The organism is Vibrio owensii CAIM 1854 = LMG 25443, from assembly GCF_000817815.1.
Classification (GTDB): domain Bacteria; phylum Pseudomonadota; class Gammaproteobacteria; order Enterobacterales; family Vibrionaceae; genus Vibrio; species Vibrio owensii.
In genome coordinates, this window is sequence record NZ_JPRD01000014.1 from 73,177 (window position 1) to 96,728 (window position 23,552).

14 protein-coding genes and 1 tRNA gene are annotated in these 23,552 nt (G+C 42.9%); 7 read left to right on the top strand and 8 right to left on the bottom strand.

Features of this window, described 5'->3' with window-relative positions; all coding sequences use genetic code 11:
• Window positions 1-241: 241 nt before the first annotated feature.
• The 6 genes from H735_RS08090 to H735_RS08115 all read left to right on the top strand — a co-directional run bounded on the left by H735_RS08090 (window position 242) and on the right by H735_RS08115 (window position 8,764).
• On the top strand, window positions 242-1,810 hold the full coding sequence (locus H735_RS08090; RefSeq protein WP_020196037.1) for a type I restriction-modification system subunit M: 1,569 nt from the start codon (window positions 242-244) through the stop codon (window positions 1,808-1,810).
• Between the two features lie 12 nt (window positions 1,811-1,822).
• Window positions 1,823-3,076, top strand: coding sequence for a restriction endonuclease subunit S (locus H735_RS08095; protein ID WP_020196038.1), 1,254 nt, complete (start codon window positions 1,823-1,825; stop codon window positions 3,074-3,076).
• 38 nt (window positions 3,077-3,114) lie between these two features.
• Entirely contained in the window at window positions 3,115-6,084 is a 2,970-nt protein-coding gene (locus tag H735_RS08100) for a type I restriction endonuclease subunit R (RefSeq protein WP_020196039.1), read from the top strand.
• Between the two features lie 63 nt (window positions 6,085-6,147).
• A complete protein-coding gene (locus H735_RS08105) occupies window positions 6,148-7,335 on the top strand; it encodes a restriction endonuclease (RefSeq protein WP_020196040.1) in 1,188 nt (395 codons plus the stop codon).
• A gap of 308 nt (window positions 7,336-7,643) precedes the next feature.
• Window positions 7,644-8,246 (top strand): hypothetical protein, encoded by a 603-nt coding sequence (locus tag H735_RS08110; protein WP_020196041.1) that lies wholly within the window; start codon window positions 7,644-7,646, stop codon window positions 8,244-8,246.
• A gap of 71 nt (window positions 8,247-8,317) precedes the next feature.
• Complete coding sequence (locus tag H735_RS08115; RefSeq protein ID WP_020196042.1) at window positions 8,318-8,764, top strand: hypothetical protein; 447 nt, start codon at window positions 8,318-8,320, stop codon at window positions 8,762-8,764.
• Between the two features lie 120 nt (window positions 8,765-8,884).
• Here the strand turns inward: H735_RS08115 and H735_RS08120 are convergent, their stop codons facing one another.
• The 6 genes from H735_RS08120 to H735_RS08145 all read right to left on the bottom strand — a co-directional run bounded on the left by H735_RS08120 (window position 8,885) and on the right by H735_RS08145 (window position 19,814).
• The gene (locus tag H735_RS08120; RefSeq protein WP_020196043.1) at window positions 8,885-9,598 is read right to left on the bottom strand and encodes a hypothetical protein; all 714 of its coding nucleotides are present in this window, start codon (window positions 9,596-9,598) and stop codon (window positions 8,885-8,887) included.
• Window positions 9,591-13,805, bottom strand: a complete 4,215-nt coding sequence (gene tssI, locus H735_RS32070) for a type VI secretion system tip protein TssI/VgrG (RefSeq protein ID WP_020196044.1) — start codon at window positions 13,803-13,805, stop codon at window positions 9,591-9,593. Before tssI ends, H735_RS08120 begins: the two co-directional genes overlap by 8 nt.
• Before the next feature lie 346 nt (window positions 13,806-14,151).
• Window positions 14,152-14,781 (bottom strand): hypothetical protein, encoded by a 630-nt coding sequence (locus H735_RS08130; protein WP_020196045.1) that lies wholly within the window; start codon window positions 14,779-14,781, stop codon window positions 14,152-14,154.
• On the bottom strand, window positions 14,774-17,941 hold the full coding sequence (locus tag H735_RS08135; RefSeq protein WP_227741541.1) for a hypothetical protein: 3,168 nt from the start codon (window positions 17,939-17,941) through the stop codon (window positions 14,774-14,776). The genes H735_RS08130 and H735_RS08135 overlap by 8 nt, the downstream gene beginning before the upstream one ends.
• Window positions 17,942-18,165: 224 nt before the next feature.
• On the bottom strand, window positions 18,166-19,590 hold the full coding sequence (locus H735_RS08140; RefSeq protein ID WP_020196047.1) for a tyrosine-type recombinase/integrase: 1,425 nt from the start codon (window positions 19,588-19,590) through the stop codon (window positions 18,166-18,168).
• Between the two features lie 147 nt (window positions 19,591-19,737).
• Window positions 19,738-19,814, bottom strand: a tRNA-Arg gene (locus tag H735_RS08145).
• Window positions 19,815-20,126: 312 nt separating this feature from the next.
• On the opposite strand from H735_RS08145, the gene folD reads away from it, so the two are divergent.
• Entirely contained in the window at window positions 20,127-20,987 is an 861-nt protein-coding gene (folD, locus tag H735_RS08150; protein ID WP_020196048.1) for a bifunctional methylenetetrahydrofolate dehydrogenase/methenyltetrahydrofolate cyclohydrolase FolD, read from the top strand.
• A 166-nt stretch (window positions 20,988-21,153) separates the two neighbouring features.
• On the opposite strand, the gene H735_RS08155 is transcribed toward folD, so the two are convergent.
• Window positions 21,154-22,353, bottom strand: coding sequence for a NupC/NupG family nucleoside CNT transporter (locus tag H735_RS08155; RefSeq protein WP_005446458.1), 1,200 nt, complete (start codon window positions 22,351-22,353; stop codon window positions 21,154-21,156).
• 236 nt (window positions 22,354-22,589) lie between these two features.
• Window positions 22,590-23,534, bottom strand: coding sequence for a LysR family transcriptional regulator (locus tag H735_RS08160; RefSeq protein WP_005430870.1), 945 nt, complete (start codon window positions 23,532-23,534; stop codon window positions 22,590-22,592).
• Window positions 23,535-23,552 lie beyond the last annotated feature (18 nt).

Below are 23,552 nucleotides of genomic sequence, written 5' to 3' on the forward strand. Positions count from 1 at the left end.
CGTACTGGCTAGTCGTAATGCCAAGGCTGCTAGCCTTCGATTCACAAATGTAAACTTCCTATCGTCTGTGTACCTTGAATCGCATAAGCTGTCAATAACCCACGCTTTCAAGTTCACTACGTCATTCAAAAAAATGGTCTGTAAATCGTGACGTATTGACAACTATCCAGACGATTAGTCTCTATTTTTTTTATGTCTTTTGCTAGAATCGCCACACTTTTTATCAAGGCTTAGCAAAACAATGGTTGAACAACACCAACGCGCATTAAAAACCCAGCTCTGGAACATTGCCAACACCCTTCGCGGCAATATGTCGGCAGACGATTTTCGTGACTACATTCTGGGGCTTATCTTCTACAAATATCTTTCAGACAAGCTCAATCGCTACTGTGATGAACTGCTTATCGAAGACGGTATTCAGTTTGTTGATGTGGATGACGAGTTGATTGGCGAACTGCGTGAAGAGTGTGTTGAAAACCTTGGTTATTTCATTGCGCCAACTCAGTTGTTCGCAACTCTGGCTAAGCGCGGTGAAAAGAAAGAATTTATCATTCACGATCTAGAGCGCGTACTGGTTGATATTGAACACTCGGCGACCTCTGCGGAATCTGCTGATGATTTCAATGGCTTGTTCGAAGAGCTTGATCTGAACTCAAGCAAGTTGGGTAAAAACCCAGACGCTCGCAACGCCAAAATTGCCCAAGTGTTGACCCACCTTGGCAACATCGATTTTCACTTAGAAAATACTGAGATCGACATTCTAGGTGACGCCTATGAGTACCTTATCGGTCAGTTTGCCTCTGGTGCAGGTAAGAAAGCAGGGGAATTTTATACGCCGCAACAGGTCAGTAAGATCCTTGCTAAGCTTGTTAGCCTTGATGACAACGGTAATACAAGAGCGGTTAAATCAGTATATGACCCGACCTGTGGCTCAGGCTCACTGCTATTACGTGTTGCTCGTGAAGTGGGTAGCCATAACCTAGAGTTTTGTGGTCAGGAACAAAACCCAAGCACCTACAACCTTGCTCGTATGAACATGCTGATGCATGGTGTGCGCTACGACAAGTTTGATATCAAAAACGATGACACGCTAGAGCACCCAATGCATCTAGAGCAACGTTTTGATGCGGTAGTAGCGAACCCTCCGTTTTCTGCAAACTGGAGTGCCAACGAGCTTCACCTCAATGATGACCGCTTTGCGGATTACGGCAAGCTAGCACCAAAAACCAAAGCGGATTTTGCGTTTGTGCTACACATGATCCACCAACTCAATGAGACAGGCACGCTCGCCGTAGTGGTGCCTCATGGTATCCTGTTCCGTGGCGCAGCAGAAGGTCATATTCGTAAGCACCTTATTGAGAAGAAAAACTACCTTGATGCCGTGATCGGCTTACCTGCGGGGATTTTCTTTGGCACAAGCATTCCAACCTGTATTTTGGTGTTTAAGAAGAACCGTAAACATTCGGATAATGTGCTGTTTATTGATGCCTCGAACCATTTCGAAAAAGGCAAAGCGCAAAACCATTTGCGTGACACCGATGTCACTGCAATTGTTGATGCTTACAACAAACGTGAATCGGTTGATAAGTTTGCGCATGTAGCACCGCTGTCTGAGATCGCAGAAAACGACTATAACCTCAACATTCCTCGTTATGTGGATACCTTTGAAGAAGAAGAATTGGTGAACTTGGATACCATCGCCACCGAGATCAGCGAAATTGAAACCAAGATGAGTTCGGTTGATGCTGATATTGCTGATTTTTGTGCTCAGCTCAATATCAAAGTGCCCTTTCTTTCAGTTAAAGCGTAAGGTAGGCATGTTATGACTGAACAAGTGAATGTACCGAAGCTGAGGTTTGGTGAGTTTAACGAAGCTCTAGTAAGAAAAACTCTTAAAGAGGTGACAGAGAAAATTCAAGACGGAACTCATTTCTCTCCGCCATTGGATGAGGCTGGTACTCGCTTATATCTTACGTCAAAGAATATTAGAAATGGCTTTATGCTATTGGAAGATATCGCGTATATATCAGAATTGGAGCATAAAAAAATCTATAAGCGTTGTGACGTTAAAAAAGGTGACGTCTTACTGACGAAAGATGGTGCAAGTACAGGTAATTGTTGTATTAACACATTGGATAGTGAATTTAGTTTGCTGTCCAGCGTTGCACTTATTCGAGCGGATGAAAATAATCATAATAACTTTATATATCAGTCAATAGCTTCTCAAACAGGACAAAAGCTAATTCGAGGTGCTATCTCCGGTCAAGCAATAACAAGAATTACACTAACAAAACTACGTAACTTTATGTTTTGTTTCCCACCCCTCCCAGAACAACAAAAAATCGCTTCGTTCTTATCAAAGGTCGATGAGAAGATCACACTCCTTACCGAGAAGAAAACCAAGCTCACCGAGTACAAAAAAGGTGTGATGCAGCAATTGTTTGATGGCAAGTGGCAAGAGCAAGATGGCCAACTTGTGTTTGTGCCACCAACACTGCGCTTTAAAGCCGATGATGGTAGCAAGTTTCCTGATTGGAAGAAAAGTACATTGGGAGACATCGGTAAAGTTAAAATGTGTAAACGCATTATGGCAAACCAAACATCAGAGAGTGGGGATATTCCATTTTTTAAAATAGGCACGTTTGGCAAAGAGCCCGATGCATTCATATCGCATGAGCTGTATAACGAATATCGTCATAAATTCTCATATCCGAACGTTGGCGATATTTTGATGTCGGCATCTGGCACTCTCGGTAGAACGGTTGTTTATGATGGTAGCCCAGCATACTTTCAGGACTCTAATATTGTCTGGATAGAGAATGATGGTAGCTATACTACTAACGAATTCCTTTTTTACGTATATCAGATAGTTAAATATCAGTCTGAAGGCGGAACAATCCAAAGGCTTTATAACAACATTATTCTGAGTGCGGCGTTTGATAACCCATCACTTAAAGAACAAAAAAAGATAGTTGAGTTTTTGTCAGCAATCGACAGGAAAATCGAGCTAGCGAACTCAGAACTAGAAAAAGCCAAAGAGTGGAAGAAAGGCTTGTTACAGCAGATGTTTGTGTAAGTCCGACGAAAAAAAGAGAACAGAGAGCCAACGTGACTATGCAGCAAGAAAAGCAACAAAAAACGCAATCAGAAGCGCAACTTGAGCGTGATCTCATCACGCAACTAAATGGACTTGGTTTTGCATCGGTCACGATTGGCGATGCTGACGCCCTTAAACGCAACCTCAAAACACAGTTGGAGCGAGCCAATGGTATCACGCTGACGGAACGCGAGTTTGAGAGTGTGCTGATTAGCCTAGAAAAAGGCAGCATCTTTGATAAATCTAAGCGACTGACAGGCAAAGTTGATGTTACTCATGAGGACGGCAGCGTCAGTTATCTAACACTGCTCTTTGATGATCCAAGCAAGAACATCATTCAAGTGACGAGCCAAGTGACGATTCATGGCAAGTACGAGAACCGCTATGACGTCACTCTGTTGTTCAACGGTTTGCCATTGGTGCAAATCGAGTTAAAACGCCGTGGCATCGAGATGGCTGAGGCGTTTAATCAGATACGACGCTATGACAAGCACACCTTCGGTGCTGAAGGTGGTTTGTTTAACTACGTTCAGCTATTCGTGATTTCTAATGGGGTTAACACCAAATACTTTTCCAACAACCGCGAGTTGTCATTTAAGCAGACATTCCACTGGACGGACGTAGACAATAACAAGATTAACCTGCTGCCAGTGTTTGCGGATGCGTTCTTAACGCCATCACACTTGACGACAATGATGAGCCGTTACATCGTGCAGAACGAGTCGGGTAAGTTTTTGATGGTGCTGCGCCCTTATCAGTTCTATGCGGTAGAGGCGATTGTCAATCAGGTTAAGACCAACGATAAGCACGGTTACATTTGGCACACCACGGGCAGTGGCAAGACGCTGACGAGTTTTAAAACGGCTCAGATCCTCTCTACATTGGAAGAGGTCGACAGAGTGGTATTCGTGGTTGACCGCAAAGACCTCGACTATCAGACCGCCAAAGAGTTTGATGCATTTTTAAGAGGCAGTGTCGACAGCACAGGTGACACCAAAAGCCTGCTTAACCAGTTCCTCGGCTCTCGACCAGTGCCGAAGAAAGTGGCGACTACGGCGAATGCTACAACAACAGGTAATAGCGGCAATGGTGGTGAAGCATTGCCACAAGTGGCTGAGTATGCGCCTATCTACAGCAATAAAGTTAATCGCATTAACAAACTGACGATCACCACAATTCAGAAGCTGAATAACCTTATTACTAAGCCTCGCTTTAAAGGACAGGTGGAACACTTACGCCAAGAACGTGTGGTTTTTATCTTTGATGAATGCCATCGCAGCCAGTTTGGTGAAACGCACCAAAACATCGTGGATTTCTTTGAGAAAGCGCAACTGTTTGGTTTTACCGGAACGCCGATCTTTGCCGAAAATGCCACCGCTAAGAAAGTGGAAGGTAAAGGGACGCAGAAGAGAACGACAAAAGACCTGTTTGGTGAACGCCTCCACAGCTATGTGATTGTAGATGCGATTAAAGACGACAACGTGCTGCCATTTGCTATTGAGTATTATGGCAAGCTGAAACATAAAAATAATGGCATGGATGTTGATGTCAGCAGCATCGATGTCGCCGAGTTTTTTAGCTCTCCCGAGCGTATTAAACACGTGTGTGAGCACATTATTGGCATTCACGGTCATAAGACCAAGCGCAAGTTTAACGCCATGCTGTGTGTGGCAAGCGTGCCTGATCTCATCACCTACTACGATACTTTCAAAGCGCTCAAGCAAGAGGGTAAGCACAAGCTCAACATCGGCACCATCTTCAGCTACGGCGTGAATGAGGAAGAAGAATTCGAAGGCGAGGTTAATGTTAAAGGATTGGCAGAAGCGAACGCCAAAGTGCACAGCCGAGACAAGCTAGATGCTTACATTGAAGACTACAACCAACAGTTTGGTACAAGCTATTCGACCCAAGATACCGACAGCTTCTATAACTATTACAAGGATCTCTCCAACCGTACTAAAAACGGTGAAGTGGATATCTTGCTAGTGGTGAATATGTTCCTAACAGGGTTCGATGCCCCTGGCTTGAACACTATCTACGTTGATAAGAATCTTAAGTACCACGGTTTGGTACAAGCATTCTCCCGTACTAACCGCTTGAATGGCACAGTGAAGTCGCATGGTAATGTGATGTGTTACCGCAACCTCAAACCGCAAGCGGATGAGGCATTTACGCTGTTCTCAAACAAGCAGCCAATCGAGTTTATTGAAGTACCAGATCTTAAAGGGCTAACGGAAGACTTTGCTAAAGCACTTGAAGCGTTGAAGGCGATTGCGCCTGATGTGCAAAGTGTCGATAACTTGCCTGACGAAGACATGCAAGCAGGGTTCATTAAGCAGTTCCGTATCTTAATGCGTTTAAAGAACCAGTTAGAGACTTTTAGCGACTTCGACATTGAAGCGCTGGGTATTTCTGAACAAGAATTCGTTGATTACGCCTCTAAATACAGTGATTTAGCCCGTGAACTCAAGAAAGCCCCTACGGAGAAAGAATCTATTCTCGCGGACATCGACTTTGAGCTTGAACTGCTCCAACGAGATGAAGTCAATGTGGGTTACATTCGTCATTTGCTGATGACGATGCTTGATGAGTCTTGTGACGAAGCAAAAGACAAAAAACGCCAAGTTATTGCCAACCTAATCGCCACCGAACCAACTCTTCATAGTAAACGTAAGTTGGTTCAAGACTTCATTGAAAAGAACATGCAGGGTTTAGAGCAAGGCTCTGACTTTGATGAGTTTGTTACTCAACAAAAACGCCAAGCACTCACTCAACTGACGCATGAAGAGAAACTGAATGTTGATAAAGTGCAAGACATCATCGTTAATCTTCAACATGGGGCTTTAAAGGTTGATGAATTGAAGTCGGATGATATCGCGAAACTGACGACCGAAAAAATGACTTTTAGAAGTCGTAGAACCATTCTTCCGCGAATTGCTGACAAGCTGAAACGTTTCGCCGAAACCTTCATTGATGGTTTTCATTAAACCAGTTGGAGGCAATTTATTCCCGCTGTATCCAAAACCTGATGGCAAAAGCACGAGAGACTAATGTCCTATCAAACGAAAGTAAGAACGCCCCTCTACCCACACTATGAGTGGGTTCAGGCATTTATATCTGTTATTGAAAAGAAACCACAATATTTGATAACACAGTTAAACCGTGCCTTCACGGAGTTGAGAGGCACTCCACAGAATACTGTGAACTGGCAAGCTCCTGATATCTGGATTCCAGAAAGATTACCTACCGAGCTGCAAGGGATTGCGTTAGACATATGGAATACAAGTAAACATCAACTTAACCCAAGGCATATTTACGGCTCTTACCTTTTTATGAATAACCATGACTTGGTTGACACCAAACAGGGGATTTACCAACTCACAGCTAAAGGCCAACTCTTTCTTAAAAACGACGCAAAAGTACTTCAGGGGATTGATGAAAATGAAGGATTACTTCAATTGCTGAAGCTCTTCAAAGCTGCGGGACAAGCAAAAACATCGGACATAAAGCCACAATGGGCTGAGTATCTATCTGACTACTCGAACTTTGGTACTGATTCAACAATCCGAGATACACTGCAACGCCGAGTAAGAAACCTTCTATATCGTGGTTTATTGGAAAAAGAAGGGCTCAAATATTCAGTTAGTCCTGAAGGGTTGGCGTGGCTAACAAATGCACCAGATGCTTCATTATCAGAAGTAGACAAATTTGATCTGTTAGCAGACATCGGACAGCACAACAAAGCACAACGCAATATGTTGTTTGAACATTTATCTTCCATGAACCCTTATCAATTTGAAAAACTCGTTGCACTCCTCTTACAAGCAATGGGATATGAAGATGTTCAGGTAACAAAACAGAGCGGTGATAAAGGTGTTGACGTCGTTGGTAATGTCCAAATTGGTATTTCTAGTGTTAGGGAAGTTGTTCAAGTAAAGCGAACTCCAAATACGACAATTACCCGGCAACTAATTGATCAACTACGTGGAGCACTGCCGTACCACGAGGCAATAAGAGGTACATTGATCACTCTTGGTAAGTTTTCTGACGGGGCAAAAGAAGGAGCTCTGTTTCCAAACGCTGCACCTATTACCTTAATCGATGGCGATAAGTTGCTAGATCTTTTGATCGACTTTGAGGTCGGAGTGAAGAAACGAAAAGTCGAAGCGCTTGAAGTAGACCTGTCGATTTTTGAAGAAGACTTCGATCTAGACACAACTATCCTCAGCTCCAGTTGAAATGCCAGATACATTGAATAAGCAATTATAATTTATACATCAAAAACTTATAGCCTTGAATTTATGTATAGCTTCCACTTGGTTCTAAACATAGGGGGAGCAGAGCAGACCTCTTGGGATCGAGTATCAGTAAATTGCAAATGCAGTACGTTAGGATGGGCTAATCAAAAAACATAATATTGAAAAACTTGGAAGTAAATGATTCAACACAAGTGGCATTTTTGGCATTAGATTTACTCACATCGACTAAGTGTCGTTATATTAGAACTTTACCTAATCGAGCATTGATTGTTGTCAGGAGATACTCCATGAATACTCTCGATATTGTGGCTATAACAAAAGATATTATTGTCTCTATTTGTGCTTTAGGGAGTCTAGGGCTGGCTATTTATGGGGTGAATAACTGGTTACGTGAAATGAAAGGAAAAACCAACTTCGAAGCCGCTAAAACACTCATGATCTCAACCTATCGCTTCCGAGACTCTGTTGCTGATGCCAGAAGAATAATCATTGATTACTCCAACTTAAAAGATATGCAACCTAGCGATACAGAAAAAGAGTGGATAGCCTTATTTGATAGAAGGTGGCAACCTGTTGCAACTGCGCTACAGGAGTTTTCTGCGCAGTCCATAGAGGCTGAAGTACTATTTGGTTCCGAAGTGAAGGATCTGCTTGAACAGATAAAGCTTATCGGTTTGCATCTAAAACAAGGGATGCTCTCAACAATAGAGTACCATACCAACCCCACAGCGGACCTGATTGAGTTTTACGCCAAAAATCCAGAAGTACTTCAACAGTTACGAGATACTGTTGTTGCTCATCCAAATAACAAAGATGCATTTTCACAAGATATAAACCGTACAGTTAAAGAGCTAGAAAGACTCCTAAAAAATCATTTAAAGAACAGCTAACTCATGCTTATCAAGAGGAGCCATTATCTCCTCATTACCTGTTACTTCATACACATAGAATCGGAGTTGCAATGAAACCAACATTTTGGAAATTATCCCAAGGGACAGAATTCTTCACCTATGAGGATATGCTTCAATCCGTCGAAGATCGCTTAGTTTATGTTCATAAGAACACGCCAGCACAAGGGCAATCCTCAAAAACTCAAGGGCAAACCTTTATTGAAGCGAATATCGGTGATTACTTTTACCTAACACATGGGAACAACGGTATATATCTACTCGGGCAGTTCATTGGACCAATAAACTACTTCTCTAGCTGGGGAGAGGGTTGGTCAGACCGTCCTTTTCGTATAATCTCTCGTTCAAAAACTCAAGACTATTATAACGGCCCTCAAAAATGGTGGTCTCCTAACCATCGTTCGACTTTTATCAAGGTTCCTGAAAGCGAACTCTCAATGTTTGAAGAAGAAATCCTCATTCCATTCTTCGATTTACATCTGGAAGATTATGGTTTTTAGCCAGAAACACTTTTTATTATAAATAATAAAACATAGAGCCCGATTAAAATGGATAATCAATCGGGCTCTATGTGATTCTCATCATGATCACTTGCGGTAAACCAAACTTGGGTGATGGATCTAATCATTTATTGCTTTTGGTTTTAGAGGTTCCGTACGATAGTTCTCACCCGCAAAAATGTTATATTGGATTACAGTATCATCAGAAAATGATTTAAATTCTTGATGTATGCTGTAGGCATTAGACTCAGGTTCTTTTGTTTTCAGCTCCCCATCGACAAAAAACGAGCACACTGTTGCTCCTGACCAACCTTTTTTGTTAGCCCATTGCCACACCTCTGCATTACAGTTTTTAGCATCAATAACCAAATCGAATGCAACAACTTCATCTTTATCGAATAACGGTTGAGATATACGTAACTCCGCAAAACCTACAGGGTCAAAGTCATTTTCTGCATCAATAACAATACGGTGTAGCTTCATATCGCATTCATTTGAATCATAACTCTTATAGGGAATCCGAAGCTCATAACGGCCTTTTTTCTCTGCAAAGTTATGTTCTACCAAAAAGGTTGATTTACCACCAAGTCGCTTTTTGCCATCCACTGCGCTCAGAGAAAATGCCTTACATCCATCCCCACCACCGTAAAAAGTAGCATATGCTTTAACCTTTGCATCTTGCGGTTTTTCTCCTTTAACCGAAATATAATGATCACTAGATGACGAGCCAAATGGAGCTTTTCCTTCATATGCTTCGAAAGCAGGAGCAACTACATAATAAAACGCTAAGCCTATTACAAGTAATACCATTAAGACTTTCCAAAATTTAACCATCTACTTGTCCTTTCAAATCAATATCTTGAGGTCTCTTATCACCGTAGAGTAACGTGGCAGGTGGCAGCAATGTAGGTGAGTTAACGAGCACCCCTAACTCTCGTTGAATACGCTTGAGGTTAGCAACTAGCTCTTCAATGGTTTCCTGTTCCATCGTCAAACTAATACGTTTAGCCTCACCAACATGGTAAGGAATACTTAGGCTCTGCTCATACTCTTTTTGCAGAGCTTGGTGACCTTTATTCAAACTTTCTATCGTCGTATTTAACTCTCGATTGGCATTCTCATAGCTCTGGAACAATGTTCCTTCAAGCAGCATCTCTAGTTGCGATTTTAAATTAGGAATATACTCTGACATCATATGGTCCAACCCTGAATCCAGCACAGTTGCGGCATATCCGTTTAAATCAATATGTTCTTTACTCAATGTATTTGCTAGCACAAACGTATCATCTTGTTTGCTACGTGCAAACGTAAGGCTGGTAATGTGAGTCTGTTGTGGTGTTAGAAGAACCTGTTTAACTTCATCTGGTTGGTGCTTTTCAGGGCTATAAGTCAACAACTGAACTAGGTTGCCATGGTGGTGATAATTGTCAGCATCATTGTCTACAAAACGATTTACTATCAATGAGCGCAACGAAGTTAGTTGTTTCATTGTTTCAGCATCCCAAAGATCTGGGTTCTCAATTACTGGAACATCTTCCGGGTTTGTATTAGCCCACTTAAAAGGAACTTGTGGGACTAAGTCATGATTGTTCACGTGGCGATAATGAATAATGTCATTGTAAGTATCTACAAACGAATGAGTCCCAGTTCGAGGCATACCGAAAGTAAATAAGCGCAATGATTTAGGCTCAACCATTTCTTCAATTAAAGCGGAAATAAGTAATGCTCCAGCACCACCTAAACTATGCCCACACACATAAAAGCTCTTATTTTTGTTCTGTTGAACATCTCTTTCTATTAGCTTCCAAAATGCGGAAGCATATTGGTAAAATCCTTGATGCACGTAGCTATCATTTAGTTCAGCAACAGAGATTTGAGATGCATCCAAATCAGTCATTACATCTTGATAGCCGTCAGACTGGAAAAAAGCTCTCACACCATCTTGGACTTCAATAGCTTTGAAAGCTACGCCATTAATTTGTTTTGTTGCTTGAGCCCAGCTCGTGTCACCGACTCTATAGATATCAGTATTACCGAAGTAGGTTTGAGTACCTCGAACACCAATAATGACGATCTCATCATTACTCAATAAATAGCCTTCACAACCAATAGCTTCATCTCTATAAAATTTATAATTCAAGTGTTTTGAATATGGGACCTCTTCTAAAAGCCAATTCTCTTCAAACGAAGCGCAGTATTTAGGTTTTATCTTTTGTTGTAGTAGCTCAATAAGGGCTGCTAACCCACCTTCTGGGAGAGCAGGTGATTTACTATCAGGAATACCATACTCGTCACTCGCATAGGCTTGTGTTGCCAGCAGTGCAAACGTATAGCTGTTCACAAGGCTGTATTGGTCAGTATCGATGATCAAAGGTAGATAACTTCGAAGCGCTTTGACCTCGATAACCGTTGTCTCATTTGAAGTGACGCTTAAGCCTGCACTTGTTTTATCTTTCTGACTATCAAGTGCGCTGTGGTACTTGCGTAAGAATTCATCTTCAGGTTCTTCATCCCACAAATCGCCGACAGTAACATACTTGTACTGTTTAGCTTTCTCTCCCGAAGCATCTAGTTCACTTTGTGCTCGTTGGCTTACTGGCGAGAGAACAGCCCCTTCGCGACTCGCATGTTGCTCAACCTCACTAAGTAGATCATCTCTGATTGCGGTAACACGCCAGCTACCCTCAACGACATCATCAAAAAATGCCCCTCCATTTTGAATAACCTGAGTTAATTTTTGACCTGTGACACTATGCGTTACAGTGACTTCTAACCCATCTAGAGAAACATCTAGCTCACTGCGTAGCTCAAGGGCCAACCAATGTTTCGATTGTGTTGGCTCTTGAACATAAGCAACCGGAGAAGTAGAAAACACGGAGCTGCTTGTCGATGGAGTAGACAAAGCAGATACAGATTTTGGAGCGCGGGTTGTTACATCAGTAAATCTCACAGCCCCTTTATTAGGGTTCATTTTCACTTTTGAACCCAACACTTTGGTCGTACTAGCACCATCTATCGTGATGTCTGAACCATAAAGCAAAATATTGCCACTACTTTTTAGAACCAACCCAGAAAACCCAACTTTGACTGCAATTTCATCAGCAGACACTACCGCTGTCTGTCCGTCAGAACGAATAGAAGTGTTACCACTGACTTCTACACTTAAGTGATTCCCTATCCGTTGACTATCATCAGAGCCTACATCAATAGAGCGCGAGGCTTTAACGATTTCCGATGAGTTATTAAATACTTCTCGCGTCTCACTTCCACCGATAAGAGTTTTACGATTGTCATAAATGGTGAGTGATTGTGCTCCCGCCACCTTCTTTGACTCGTTCTGGTTGTAGGTTGAAGAAACATCTTGCTCGACTTGTTCAATGAAAGTCTGCTTCGTCAATGAGGTTTTGTGCCCATCAATCTCTTCTTTACGATCGCCTTTTATTTCGTTTTCTTGATTTCGAGCAACTTTAAGATCTTCGTCGTTGCCTATATCTCGATAACGGTTATTGAGCACTTTAGTCTTCATGTCTTTTTGAGCGCGGAAATGAACCTCTTCTTGGTCATTCTCATCCTCAAAGTACATTTCGTTGTAACCATCAGCCTTGTGGCTTTGGGTTCTGAACACGGTGCGTGTTTTGTTCTCTGGCAGTGGGTATGGCGGCGTGTGTAAACCGTTGTACACCGCGCCAGTTACTAACGGACGGTCTGGGTCGCCTTCTAGGAAGGTCACAATCACTTCATGACCAATTCGCGGCAAATAGACCGCCCCCCAGTTTGGCGCTGCCATTGATTGACTAACTCGTAGCCAACATGAGCTATGCTCATCGCTTTGTGCATAACGGTCCCAATGAAACTGAACTTTGATGCGACCATATTCATCGGTGTAGATTTCTTCGCCCGCAGGTCCCACCACAACCGCAGTTTGAGGACCATCAATCACAGGAGAAGCCATTTTAGGCGCACGAAATATTACGTCTCGTGGTAAGCAGACAAACTGATTATGATAAGTCGTAGGCTCATCGCTCGATTCTTCTTCGTGCACACGAGGGTTAAAGCCCGTATGCATCACCGTCAACATGAGGTAATCTCGGTTGATGTTTGAACGAGGGTGCTGGCTGATATCAAAGCTGTAGCCAGCGGCGAGACGCATGATATCGCTCGCAGCTTCAATCTGATGGCTATCCACCGTGTACTCGGACATCCACTCCGTTACACGTTGCTGCCCTAATTCTGGCGTTGTATAGCGACCAAGATAGTCGTAGCGCTTCAAATCAAAGTTTGGTCCTTCATCCGCACTTGTACCTTGCGGAATTTTTGGCGTGAGATAGTTGTAATCGCCGTAGTTCACTAACCCAGTACGAGTTCGATGGATTTGCTCAAGGTCGAAAATATGCTCTCGGTCTGGCGTGCCCCCACCTTGAGAATGATAAATCACAGGTCCTAAATACGAAGCGTTGATAGGCGAGCTGATAAGCTCTGGTATCGCATCGTTGCTATCGACAATGACCATGGTATGCCCAGCGTCGCTGTGTTCGAAATAGTACCAAAGTCCATGCTCTGCCATTAATCGCTGCACAAAGTGCTGGTCATTCTCACGATATTGGAGAACGTACTCTTGCGCTTCGTATTGCGCTGACAACTCAAAGCGGTAATCGCTCATACCTGCATCATCAAATACCTGACGAAGGATGTTAGGAGCGGTTTGCATCTGGAAGATACGACAATCTTGGCGCTGAGTGAGAAACCAAAGGTGTGGAACCAAGGTAATGTGATAGCGCGAGAAGCGACGGCCAGAGCCTAAATAGCGGAGCTCAGAAATGCTGCCGTTAAACTGACGAGCCGTTCCCACGCCTTGACCAAACAGGTTCAGAACACCCATTTTTCGGCTAAAGGCATCAAACGTGATGGAACCGTCATCGGACAACACCGTCAGGTTCATTTCAAAAGGAGAAGATATTCCTTCCGTGATCCGAAAGCTCTCGACTTTAAAAGTCTTAGATACACCGATGACCTTAAAAACAAAATCTACATCACCTACCATACAGCTCAACCTCATGAGAGATAGATGGCGAACAACAAATGTTCAAACCATGCACACCTAAAATGATCGCGACTGTATCAAGCTCCCTTTAGGTAGTCATTGTTAGGATCAAATAAACCCAATCACTAAAAAACCAGTCATTTAATCAAAAGCAATGTGGAAATAGATTATTTAAAATAAAATAATATCGGTTTGATTAGTTATATAGAAATTACGCAGAAAATATCAAAAGTGTAAATTCGTGAAGCACTTTGCATATATTGTTGCACTGATGAAGTCTTGAATAGTAATAAGGGGGTCAAGCCCCCTTATGAAAAATTAACAAATGCTATTTAGTTGATGCCAACTAACCTATCAATTGTTCTCTATACCATTTAAAAAATGCAGGACATTTATCTTTACCAATCAAAACTTTAGCCCCCTGAAAACCTAAGCTTGTTATTTGATATCCATCATTAACAAGTCCTGAGTCCTCACACGCTTTAACCAACTCCGTTATGGTTCGATACGCTGCGACTTCTTTATCTGAATACTCTTTCTCTGAGCTTAAATCTGTCCGAGATTCAATACCTTGTAACCTTAACCTATCCATCTCAGAGTTGGCGTGTTGAAGAGCTAGACGAGCTGATTTCAAATTAGACTGGAGCTTACTCAACTCCAGTTGTGCTAGCATCAACTCTTCCTGTAATCGAGACTCATTACTTTGAATCTTTCTTCGCTCACGCTCTTCGGTAAGATAATAGCTTTCAACAAGACTTCTATATTTACTTCCCTTACGCCGAATAGTTGATCCACTCATAGGTCTACCTTCGAGCTCGGTAATTTTCTCGGCAATAGTATCCGTCAGCGCTGTAAAACTATCAAACGAGCCGCAGTCTAAATTAGACAGAACTTCCTCGATTATAGCCTTACGGCTTACAACTCCATTATTTTGGCGTTTCCGCATTTCATCATAACATTTCTTGGAATCAGGCAAGCTCAAGCTCCTCTAACAATGGAACGTCTGTTTCTCTTTTCATTGTTTCGACAAGAAGAGTCTCAGGATCTGTTCCTTTAAATTGCGCAAGCATATTTAAATTTTGAACGACAAACATTACAGGATCAAAATTCAATGTTGCTTGGCTATTCGTGGAAAGCTCCGGAATTTTTTGCATTTGAAGTTTAGTTCTTAGTTTTGTTCCCACCATTGTTGCAACTCTTCTTAGATGAGAGCTTTGAAGCGAAGGAATTCCTTTTACCTCATTCAACTGCGCCATTAGGTCGCAAGAAAGCTCTTCATCTGATACATATTTGTAATTTGAGAGGGCATCGACTCCCGAGATCACGTACTTATCTGGGTTTTGACGAATAAAACTGTGCTTTGTTAACCAGTGAGAAGCAATCCGAATCTGTTCATTGCATTTCATCTCTAGTTGAGACCTTTCGGCACCATTGGTAGATGACATGAGCATTACTGTATACTCTTTTGCTTCTTCAAGAGCCTTTCGAGCCGCTGCACCAATCGCAACTTTGTTATGACTAGTAATGCAGGCATGAGAACACTCATGGCAATTCATACGACCGTGCTCAATAATGACCTCTTCAGGGCATTTATTGTCGTAAGGACAAATGTGAGTATAGTTGATAGCTATACCTCGCCCACCTGACTCGTTAAGCACTTTAAGTGCATCCCCTGAACCAGCAAAAAACGGTAAACCTATTTCTGAGTCTATACCAGTAGAATCATCAAATACTTGACGTAACATTTCTTCAGTAACTAGTGATTCTTCCGCAGTAACAACACTGCTACTGCTCTGAACTTTATCTTTTATCGTGGTCAGAGCAATCGTATCCTCTGGCGTCGCCTTAGTATAAAAGCCGATGGTTCCTTTTGATTGCCCTGTATACGCCTTCACTGCATCTGTATCACCCGTAGTAATATTAATTACCGTAGCTAGCTGCACCCTTAAACTATGAGGAGTAATCGATGTTTTGGGTATCAAAGGAGAGTAGGCTACTGGCTCAGGTATATCCACATATTGGCATAACATTACTTTAGTCAGTTCAGTTAAATTATGCTCTTTTAGACGCTCAAATTGCTCTACGGTAAGGTTACTAGGAGTCAATGTAATCTTGCTATCAAAATTAATTCCGTGCTTGCCGAGCCACTCTTCAAACATAAAGATATAACCATCCATGTTTGGGTGGATACCTGTATGCTTAGCGGTACCTTGAAGAAGCGGACGAAATGATCCTTTCGCAGAATGCTCATTACTTTGATAGTGCATGGGCTCAGCAAAACTATCCTCTGTAAAGTTGCTCCGCATCTCTTTCGCATGAAGTAAAAGCAACATCACGTCTTCTTGAATACAACTTTCTAAACCCTGAGGCTTAACCTTATCGGTTCTAACCCTTAACGGAACATGAGTACTTGAAGGATCAGAAGTTTGCGTCGGAGCATAATCGGCATCAAATGTATCCGCACACAAATAAGCAGAGTTAGACGAACGCTGACCCGCATAGGCTGATACACACAGGCTTAAAAGGCTGTGGTAGTTTCCGATATCAACCCTTTTCGAGTATTTACCTACGACCATTTTTCTAGAGCGTGGAGTCATCCAACTAGGTAATTTGATGTCCCCAATAGGAAGCTCTTTACCACCAATGTCAATTGAGCTCGGTATGTTGTAGCAAGTAAAATCCTTAGAATGTGTGATATTATTAATGTGCTCAAAGCCTTTAAGCTTTGACAAAGACTCCATCGCTTCGAATAACGCTTTTTTCCTCTCGCTTGATACTGATTCAGCAATTTTGACTGAAGAAGTAAACACTGCCGCTTTAGCGAGCTCTTTCAGCCACATGCGGAATACAATCCAATAGCCTACGTTAAAAGTCGCTTTCTTAGTTTTACCCAAAGGCTTGTAACCCACAGCTCTCAATTGTGGGATAGGATTCTGTTTCAAATCTATCCCTTCAAGATCTCCGTATCTATCAATCGTTTCCTCAAAGTATCTGCGCAAGGCCGCGCATGTATCTCTTAGTTGGTTTGCACTCGATTTATCCTTTGAAAGAGAGCCTGAAGTCATTCCTTCAATAAAAGATAGGAGGGACATAGGGTAAATAACATCTTTCCCTCGTACCTTTGCTTCCTTCAGATAGAGTCTATCCAAAACAGGATCTGTTTTTACGAAAACAGATCTTAGAAATTTGCTTGGGGTATCTGGGTACTCAAAAAAACAGTTAGGATTTCTTTTGTAAAACCATGGCAGGTAGCCAAAAAGATATGCGTTCAAGTATTGAAGGTGATTTGTACGGGCTTTAGCAGTATTTCGCTCAATATCGCTAAGGTCAGTCCAAGCTAACTGTGTTGTTTTCCAAAGCGAATCACTAGAGACACTGATATTACTTGGTGAGTAATCGACTAGCTTTCGCGAAATATTGAATTCACCAAACGATACAACATCAGACTTTATATTCTGTCCGTACAGTAATTTGACACCTTTCTTGTATACCTCACCAAGCTCCATATTCTGAGTGCCTTGCTTTAATGATTGAAAATCACCAAAGACATTTGATAAGTACCCTGTTCGACTGGTAACAAGCTCTCCAGTCTGTGTCGCTTTAGAGGCTACACTTTTCGGTTTGAGAGTAGAGTAACGCTTTACAGCCTGCTCAACCCAACCATCGCTTAGTACGCCTTTCCTCTCAAGGTGCTGACACACTTGTTTCCAACTTAGATCTACATTCGGAGTAAAAAGGTAATGTTCAATACGAAAATCAGTAAATGATTCAACTGTCATCTCATCAAATGATTCAACTCCTCGACAAATCATGTAACGAGATATTGTAGAAACTTGAGAGGTCAAAGATTTGTAGCTGATATGCAGGTCATCAAGCCTAGATGTAAACATTCCTTCATATTTTTTTCTATGGGTATTAGGAACATCCACCATTATTTCCAAAGCAAGTCTCGGGTAGCATGAACTTATTGAGTTAGTCGCAAATATTTCATCCTTGACACCTCCACTAAACCTGAAGTGTGCTGGTAAGACTGCAACCTTTTTTCGAGCAGCATTCGCCAACAGTGCGCACAATGTTGAACGAAAGAAGCGCTTCTGGGTTTCATCGATATTGTTATCGGGTAACAGCTTATCCATTACCTCTGTCCATGTTGTTGCTTCACAGACATTGTTCAACAATATTTCAACCTTTTCGTTAGTCCACTCAAAGACATTAGTATGTAACCACCAAACGCACCATAGCCTTTGTTGCTTATTTCGTTGAGGGACATTTGAAGGGCTAAAATATTCTATGTCAGCCTTCAAAGATTCAGCTATCGCAGCTAGATTTTCAGGTGTATAACTGGGTACCGCTTGAGTCATTATTTCAATTTTGCTCCGAAGTAACTGTTGAGTTGTAGTTTTTGATCACTAAGTATCAATTCGCTCTGCATGCCTTGCAAAGCTCTGTCAATCTTATTTTGAATTAGTTCCATTGCGGGTATAGCGTACACCTCAGTAGAGGGCAAATCTGAATGTGCCATTAAGCGCTGGACAATATGCTTATCAAGTCCTTGAATGGGCGTTCCATCTTTTTTGTAACCAATGACTAAATAGTTCAAACAATGTACTCCGTACATATGGCGAAGGGAGTGTAGAGCCCACCCTCGGGGCATTGGTACTCCTCTCTGCTTGTATACACGCTTGAGAGCCTGTTTGAATGCATATTGTCTTGTTGCATCAGATGAAAGAGCTAATGGACGACCTTGATACTCCCCCCGCCTCAACACAACAAAAAGAAAACTGTGCCCCACTTGCAACGGGTGCCTTTCTTTAACGAGATAATCTTGCAACGTATCAAAAAAGATCGTTCTAAAAGGCTCTATAAAAAATGTTTCTGGTGTTGTTCGACCTTTGTAGGACATTCCTAGCGCTGTTTCACCGCTAATAGCCTCAAACTCATTTCCATAAGCATGCGGTCTTGTTTTAGGATGAATACACTTAACTTTCTTGGCTTTTATATCAATATCTTGCAGTAAAATATTGGCTGCTTCATTCTCCCGTAGCCCCGTCCCCATGATCAGTGATAGAAACAAACGATCACGTAATGTCTTGGTTTCATTCAATACTGGCAATGCATCTTCATGGGGTAATGCTTTTGCTATAGATGAGCCTTCTGGGGGAGGACTATAAAATGACTTTCTCGCTTTAAGAATTGAACTTTTACCCAATTTGGGGCCATTACTAATTATTCCAGCAATGACTGAGCGCTTGAGTAGGCTCTTTCGTTCTTGAACTGGAATCTCTTTGCGGAAGAGGCTCCCCTCAAACATAATTTCAGGGGAAATAGACAAATCTATTAAGCCAAGCTCAGAGGCAGATAACATCTCAGCTTGAAATTGCGCAGATTCCCTTAAAAAACCTCTAACAGAAGAAATAATTCTTTGATTAGTCGCATGGGATGAAGGCTTTCGCTTAGTTTTTTTAGCAGCCAAATAGGAAAGAGTTTCACTCGAAGTGTTACTTCCCAGAGACAGGTAATTTGGAAACTGTAAGATAATTTCCGTTAATAAAGGAGTTCCTGTTTTCATCCCCACATTCAACTTCCCGATTTCATCTGGATCGTCCAGAACATTAAGGTAAGCGAAGAACACTCGAAGATCTGATGCCTTACTTTTCACTGTGTTGGCGGGTTCAATTCTAGCTATATTATTCATGTAGGAATTGAACGCTTCAACGGGAGCTCCATCAATATATAAAGCGTATGACTTTTGACCTGTTGTTAATTTAAAAGTGATAGTTTCCATTACTTCCTACGTACGCACTGCCTTTTTATACTTTTTAGTATATATCCAAGTGCAAGTCTAGTGCGTAGATATTGATAGATAAAAAAAAACCATCGACTTCACATCGATGGTTTCTTTACCTTAAGTAACTGAACTCAAGGAAAAATATGGCCAGGGTGGAGGGGCTCGAACCCCCGACCACAGACTTAGAAGGTCCGTGCTCTATCCAACTGAGCTACACCCCGGTAGGTGTACTATTGTAGCTTACGCATGCACTCAACTCTTATACTTTATAAGAACCTATGACCACATCCTTAGAAGGGACGTGCTCTATCCAGCTGAGCTAAGGGCGCGCTACAGGGACAGGATTATACGAGTTCAAGCGCTTAAATCAACGGGTTTTCATAACATTCTGATCTGAATGCCTAAAAAAAGGGCACCAAAACGATAAATGTTCAAAAACACCACAAAGCAAACGTTTGCGTATGGATGTTAAATAGATTTTCTGCGACAATGCGCCGCAAATAATTTGCCTTCTCAATTTAAAAAGGAAAGTCATGACTGCTCAAAATATAGATGGAACTCTCATTTCCCAAACTGTTCGATCCGAAGTTGCAGCACGTGTGAAAGCTCGCGTTGAGGCTGGCCTTCGTGCTCCTGGTCTTGCAGTTGTTTTAGTTGGTGAAGATCCAGCTTCTCAAGTTTACGTTGGCAGCAAACGCCGTGCGTGTGAAGAAGTTGGCTTTGTCTCTAAGTCTTTTGACCTTCCTGCGACAACGTCGGAAGAAGAGTTGTTGGCACTTATCGATGAGTTGAACAACGACGAAGAAATCGACGGCATTCTTGTTCAGTTGCCACTTCCTGCTGGCATCGATGCAACGCACGTTCTTGAGCGTATTCACCCAGAGAAAGACGTGGATGGCTTCCACCCTTACAACGTTGGTCGTCTAGCGCAGCGCATTCCTAAGCTTCGTTCTTGTACGCCAAAAGGCATCATTACGCTTCTTGACCGTTACAACATCGAACTACGCGGTAAGCATGCGGTAGTGGTTGGCGCATCAAACATTGTTGGTCGCCCAATGACACTTGAGCTGCTTCTTGCTGGTTGTACGACAACAACTTGTCACCGCTTTACTAAAGAGCTAGAAGGTCACGTTCGCCAAGCAGACCTTGTTGTGGTTGCGGTTGGTAAACCAAACTTCATTCCTGGTGAGTGGATTAAGAAAGGCGCTGTAGTGGTCGATGTGGGTATCAACCGTCTTGAATCTGGTAAACTAGTGGGTGACGTTGAATACGATAAAGCACGTGAAAATGCGAGCTTCATTACGCCAGTACCGGGCGGCGTTGGCCCAATGACGGTAGCAAGCTTGATTGAGAACACAATGCTGGCTTGCGAGCAGTTCCATACGAAGAAGTAGATTCGAGATTCGAGATTCGAGATTCGAAGAAATGAAAAGGGTTGACGATAAACGTCAACCCTTTTGCTTTTTGAGGGAGTAAGAAGAAGTGCTTGAGCCAAAGCCCTCTCCTCTAATCTCTCGAAGCGACGCGTTCCCGATTCCAGAAGCGCAGCGCTCTAATAGGTTACAAACTCAAAATCACGCCAGCGATTGATGCGCTCATCAGGTTCGCCATTACGCCTGCTGCGATTGCACGGAAACCGTATTTCGAAATGAATGAACGCTTCTCTGGTACGAGTGAGCCTAGGCCGCCAATTAGCATTGCCATGGTTGAGATGTTCGCGAAACCACACAGTGCGAAGGTTACGATAGCTTGTGAGTGTGCGCTTAGCTGAGACTTCACTTCCATCAGTTGGATGAAGGCTACGAACTCGTTTACCACAATCTTGTTACCGATCAGTGAGCCAGCCACGATAGCTTCATTCCAAGGAATACCTAGCAACCATGCGATTGGTGCGAATAGGTAGCCAAGTACTAGCTCGAAGCTCAGTTCCATGCCGAACAGACCACCGAACCAGCCTAGAATGCCGTTTAGCATGGCGATAACACTCACGAATGCCAATAGGGTTGCACCTACCGCCACTGCGATGCGTAGACCAGACATTGCGCCGTCTGCCATTGCTTCAACCACATTGGTTGCACGTGGCATTTCTACTTGGTCTAGGTCGATATCTGGTGTTGTGGTGTCTGTCTCTGGCATCATGATTTTTGCCATCAGAAGACCCGCAGGCGCAGACATGAATGCCGCTGCGATTAGGAAGTTAAGATCCACACCCAGTGATGCGTAACCTACCAGCGTGCCACCAGCAACCGATGCCAAACCACCAGTCATTACTGCGAAGAACTGCGAATCACTCATGTGCTTCAGGTATGGCTTTACTACTAACGGCGCTTCAATCATACCAACGAAGATGTTCGCTGTTGCAGATAGCGATTCTGCACGACCTGTACCAAGCAAACGTTGAAGACCACCACCGATTAGGTTGATCACTTTTGGCATTAGACCGATGTGGTACAAACCAGAAATCAGTGCCGAGAAGAAGATGATGATACCAAGTACGTTAATCGCGAAGGTAAAGCCGTTGGTCGCAAGACCGCCGAATAGGAACGCGATGCCCTCTTGACCGTAGTTGATTAGGTTAGAAACCGCGCCAGTTACTGCGTTAAGCGCTTCTTTACCCGCAGGTACGTAAAGTACCAATAGCGCGAAGATTACTTGCAGAGCAAAAGCCAAGGACACCGTTCGTAGACGAATGTTCTTACGGTTAGTCGAAAGCAGCCATGCTACGAATAGGATGGCTACGATACCAAGAATTGAGTTCATAAAATGAATCCGACAAAAGGGGGAACAGGAAAGGCGTCGGATTGTATAGAGTGAAAGAAATGCTGCAAGTTGGGGATGTTAACAGGCTGAGAATCTCGCTTGCTCACTATTTGAGCAGCAAAATAACTCGTTGAATTAAATAAAGATAAACGTTTGCCTAAAGTTATTATTTCCAAATGGAAAAGATGTTTCTGAATTTGGAAAAATTTTGTGATTCAAATCACCTTATGTATTCCCTACTTAGGAATCGAAATATACGGTGCTAATCGCTGATCCCAATGGCAAGGCGATCCGATCTTTTGTTTGATGAACTCGATCACTGCTGAGATCTTTTTCGGCATATGTTGACGACTTGGGTACACCGCATAAAACGGCATGGATTGGCTGGCTTTCCAATCTGGTAGAAGCTGAATCAGTTTCCCTGAGCGGAACTCATCCCCCAGTAAATAAGTGGCTAAGTAAGCAATCCCCCACCCTGCGATTGCAGCATCACGCACCGCTTCTGCCAAATCGACCGAGTAGTTGCCAGAGACTTTCACGTTGAGCTCTTGCTCGCGATTGGTAAACGCCCAACTGGTGTAGTCACGCTCCCAACTGCGGTAGATAAGGCAATTATGCTGTGACAAGTCATTCGGTTCGGTTGGCGTATCGTGCTTAAGTAAGTAATCCGGCGATGCAGCAACCACAAATTGGCAATCTGCTAAGCGTTGAGCAATGTAGCCCTCTGGTAGGTGTTCATTGTTGGTGATCCACAAATCCAAACCTTCTTCGAGCATATCGACTTTGTAATCGAACAAATGCACTTCGACTTGCAGTTGCGGGTATTTCTCACGAAGTTCTTGAATGGCAGGAATGATGTGCAGCGTACCAAAAGACTGCGACAAACCAAGGCGAACTAAACCGGCGACTTCATCGCGCTGGCTTTCCATCTCTAACGTGGCACTGCTAACGGCTTGCACCACTTGCTCACAATGGTGATAGAAGGTTTGTCCGGCTTCGGTTGGCGTGAAGCTGCGCGTGGTGCGTTGCACAAGCTTGATACCAAGTGAAGCTTCCAACTGGCTGAGTTGTTTACTGACGTGAGAAACAGACACACCTAGGCTCTTTGCCGCGGCGGTAAAGTTCTTATGTTTGATCAACGCTGAGAAGATCACCATTTGTGCAGCACGTTCAGATAACACGCAAACCTCGTTTCAAAT

Coding starts and splice junctions, on each gene's coding strand:
- H735_RS08090 (WP_020196037.1), top strand. CDS start 242: ATGGTTGAACAACACCAACGCGCATTAAAAACCCAGCTCTGGAACATT.
- H735_RS08095 (WP_020196038.1), top strand. CDS start 1,823: ATGACTGAACAAGTGAATGTACCGAAGCTGAGGTTTGGTGAGTTTAAC.
- H735_RS08100 (WP_020196039.1), top strand. CDS start 3,115: ATGCAGCAAGAAAAGCAACAAAAAACGCAATCAGAAGCGCAACTTGAG.
- H735_RS08105 (WP_020196040.1), top strand. CDS start 6,148: ATGTCCTATCAAACGAAAGTAAGAACGCCCCTCTACCCACACTATGAG.
- H735_RS08110 (WP_020196041.1), top strand. CDS start 7,644: ATGAATACTCTCGATATTGTGGCTATAACAAAAGATATTATTGTCTCT.
- H735_RS08115 (WP_020196042.1), top strand. CDS start 8,318: ATGAAACCAACATTTTGGAAATTATCCCAAGGGACAGAATTCTTCACC.
- H735_RS08120 (WP_020196043.1), bottom strand. CDS start 9,598: ATGGTTAAATTTTGGAAAGTCTTAATGGTATTACTTGTAATAGGCTTA.
- tssI (WP_020196044.1), bottom strand. CDS start 13,805: ATGGTAGGTGATGTAGATTTTGTTTTTAAGGTCATCGGTGTATCTAAG.
- H735_RS08135 (WP_227741541.1), bottom strand. CDS start 17,941: ATGGATAAGCTGTTACCCGATAACAATATCGATGAAACCCAGAAGCGC.
- H735_RS08140 (WP_020196047.1), bottom strand. CDS start 19,590: ATGGAAACTATCACTTTTAAATTAACAACAGGTCAAAAGTCATACGCT.
- folD (WP_020196048.1), top strand. CDS start 20,127: ATGACTGCTCAAAATATAGATGGAACTCTCATTTCCCAAACTGTTCGA.
- H735_RS08155 (WP_005446458.1), bottom strand. CDS start 22,353: ATGAACTCAATTCTTGGTATCGTAGCCATCCTATTCGTAGCATGGCTG.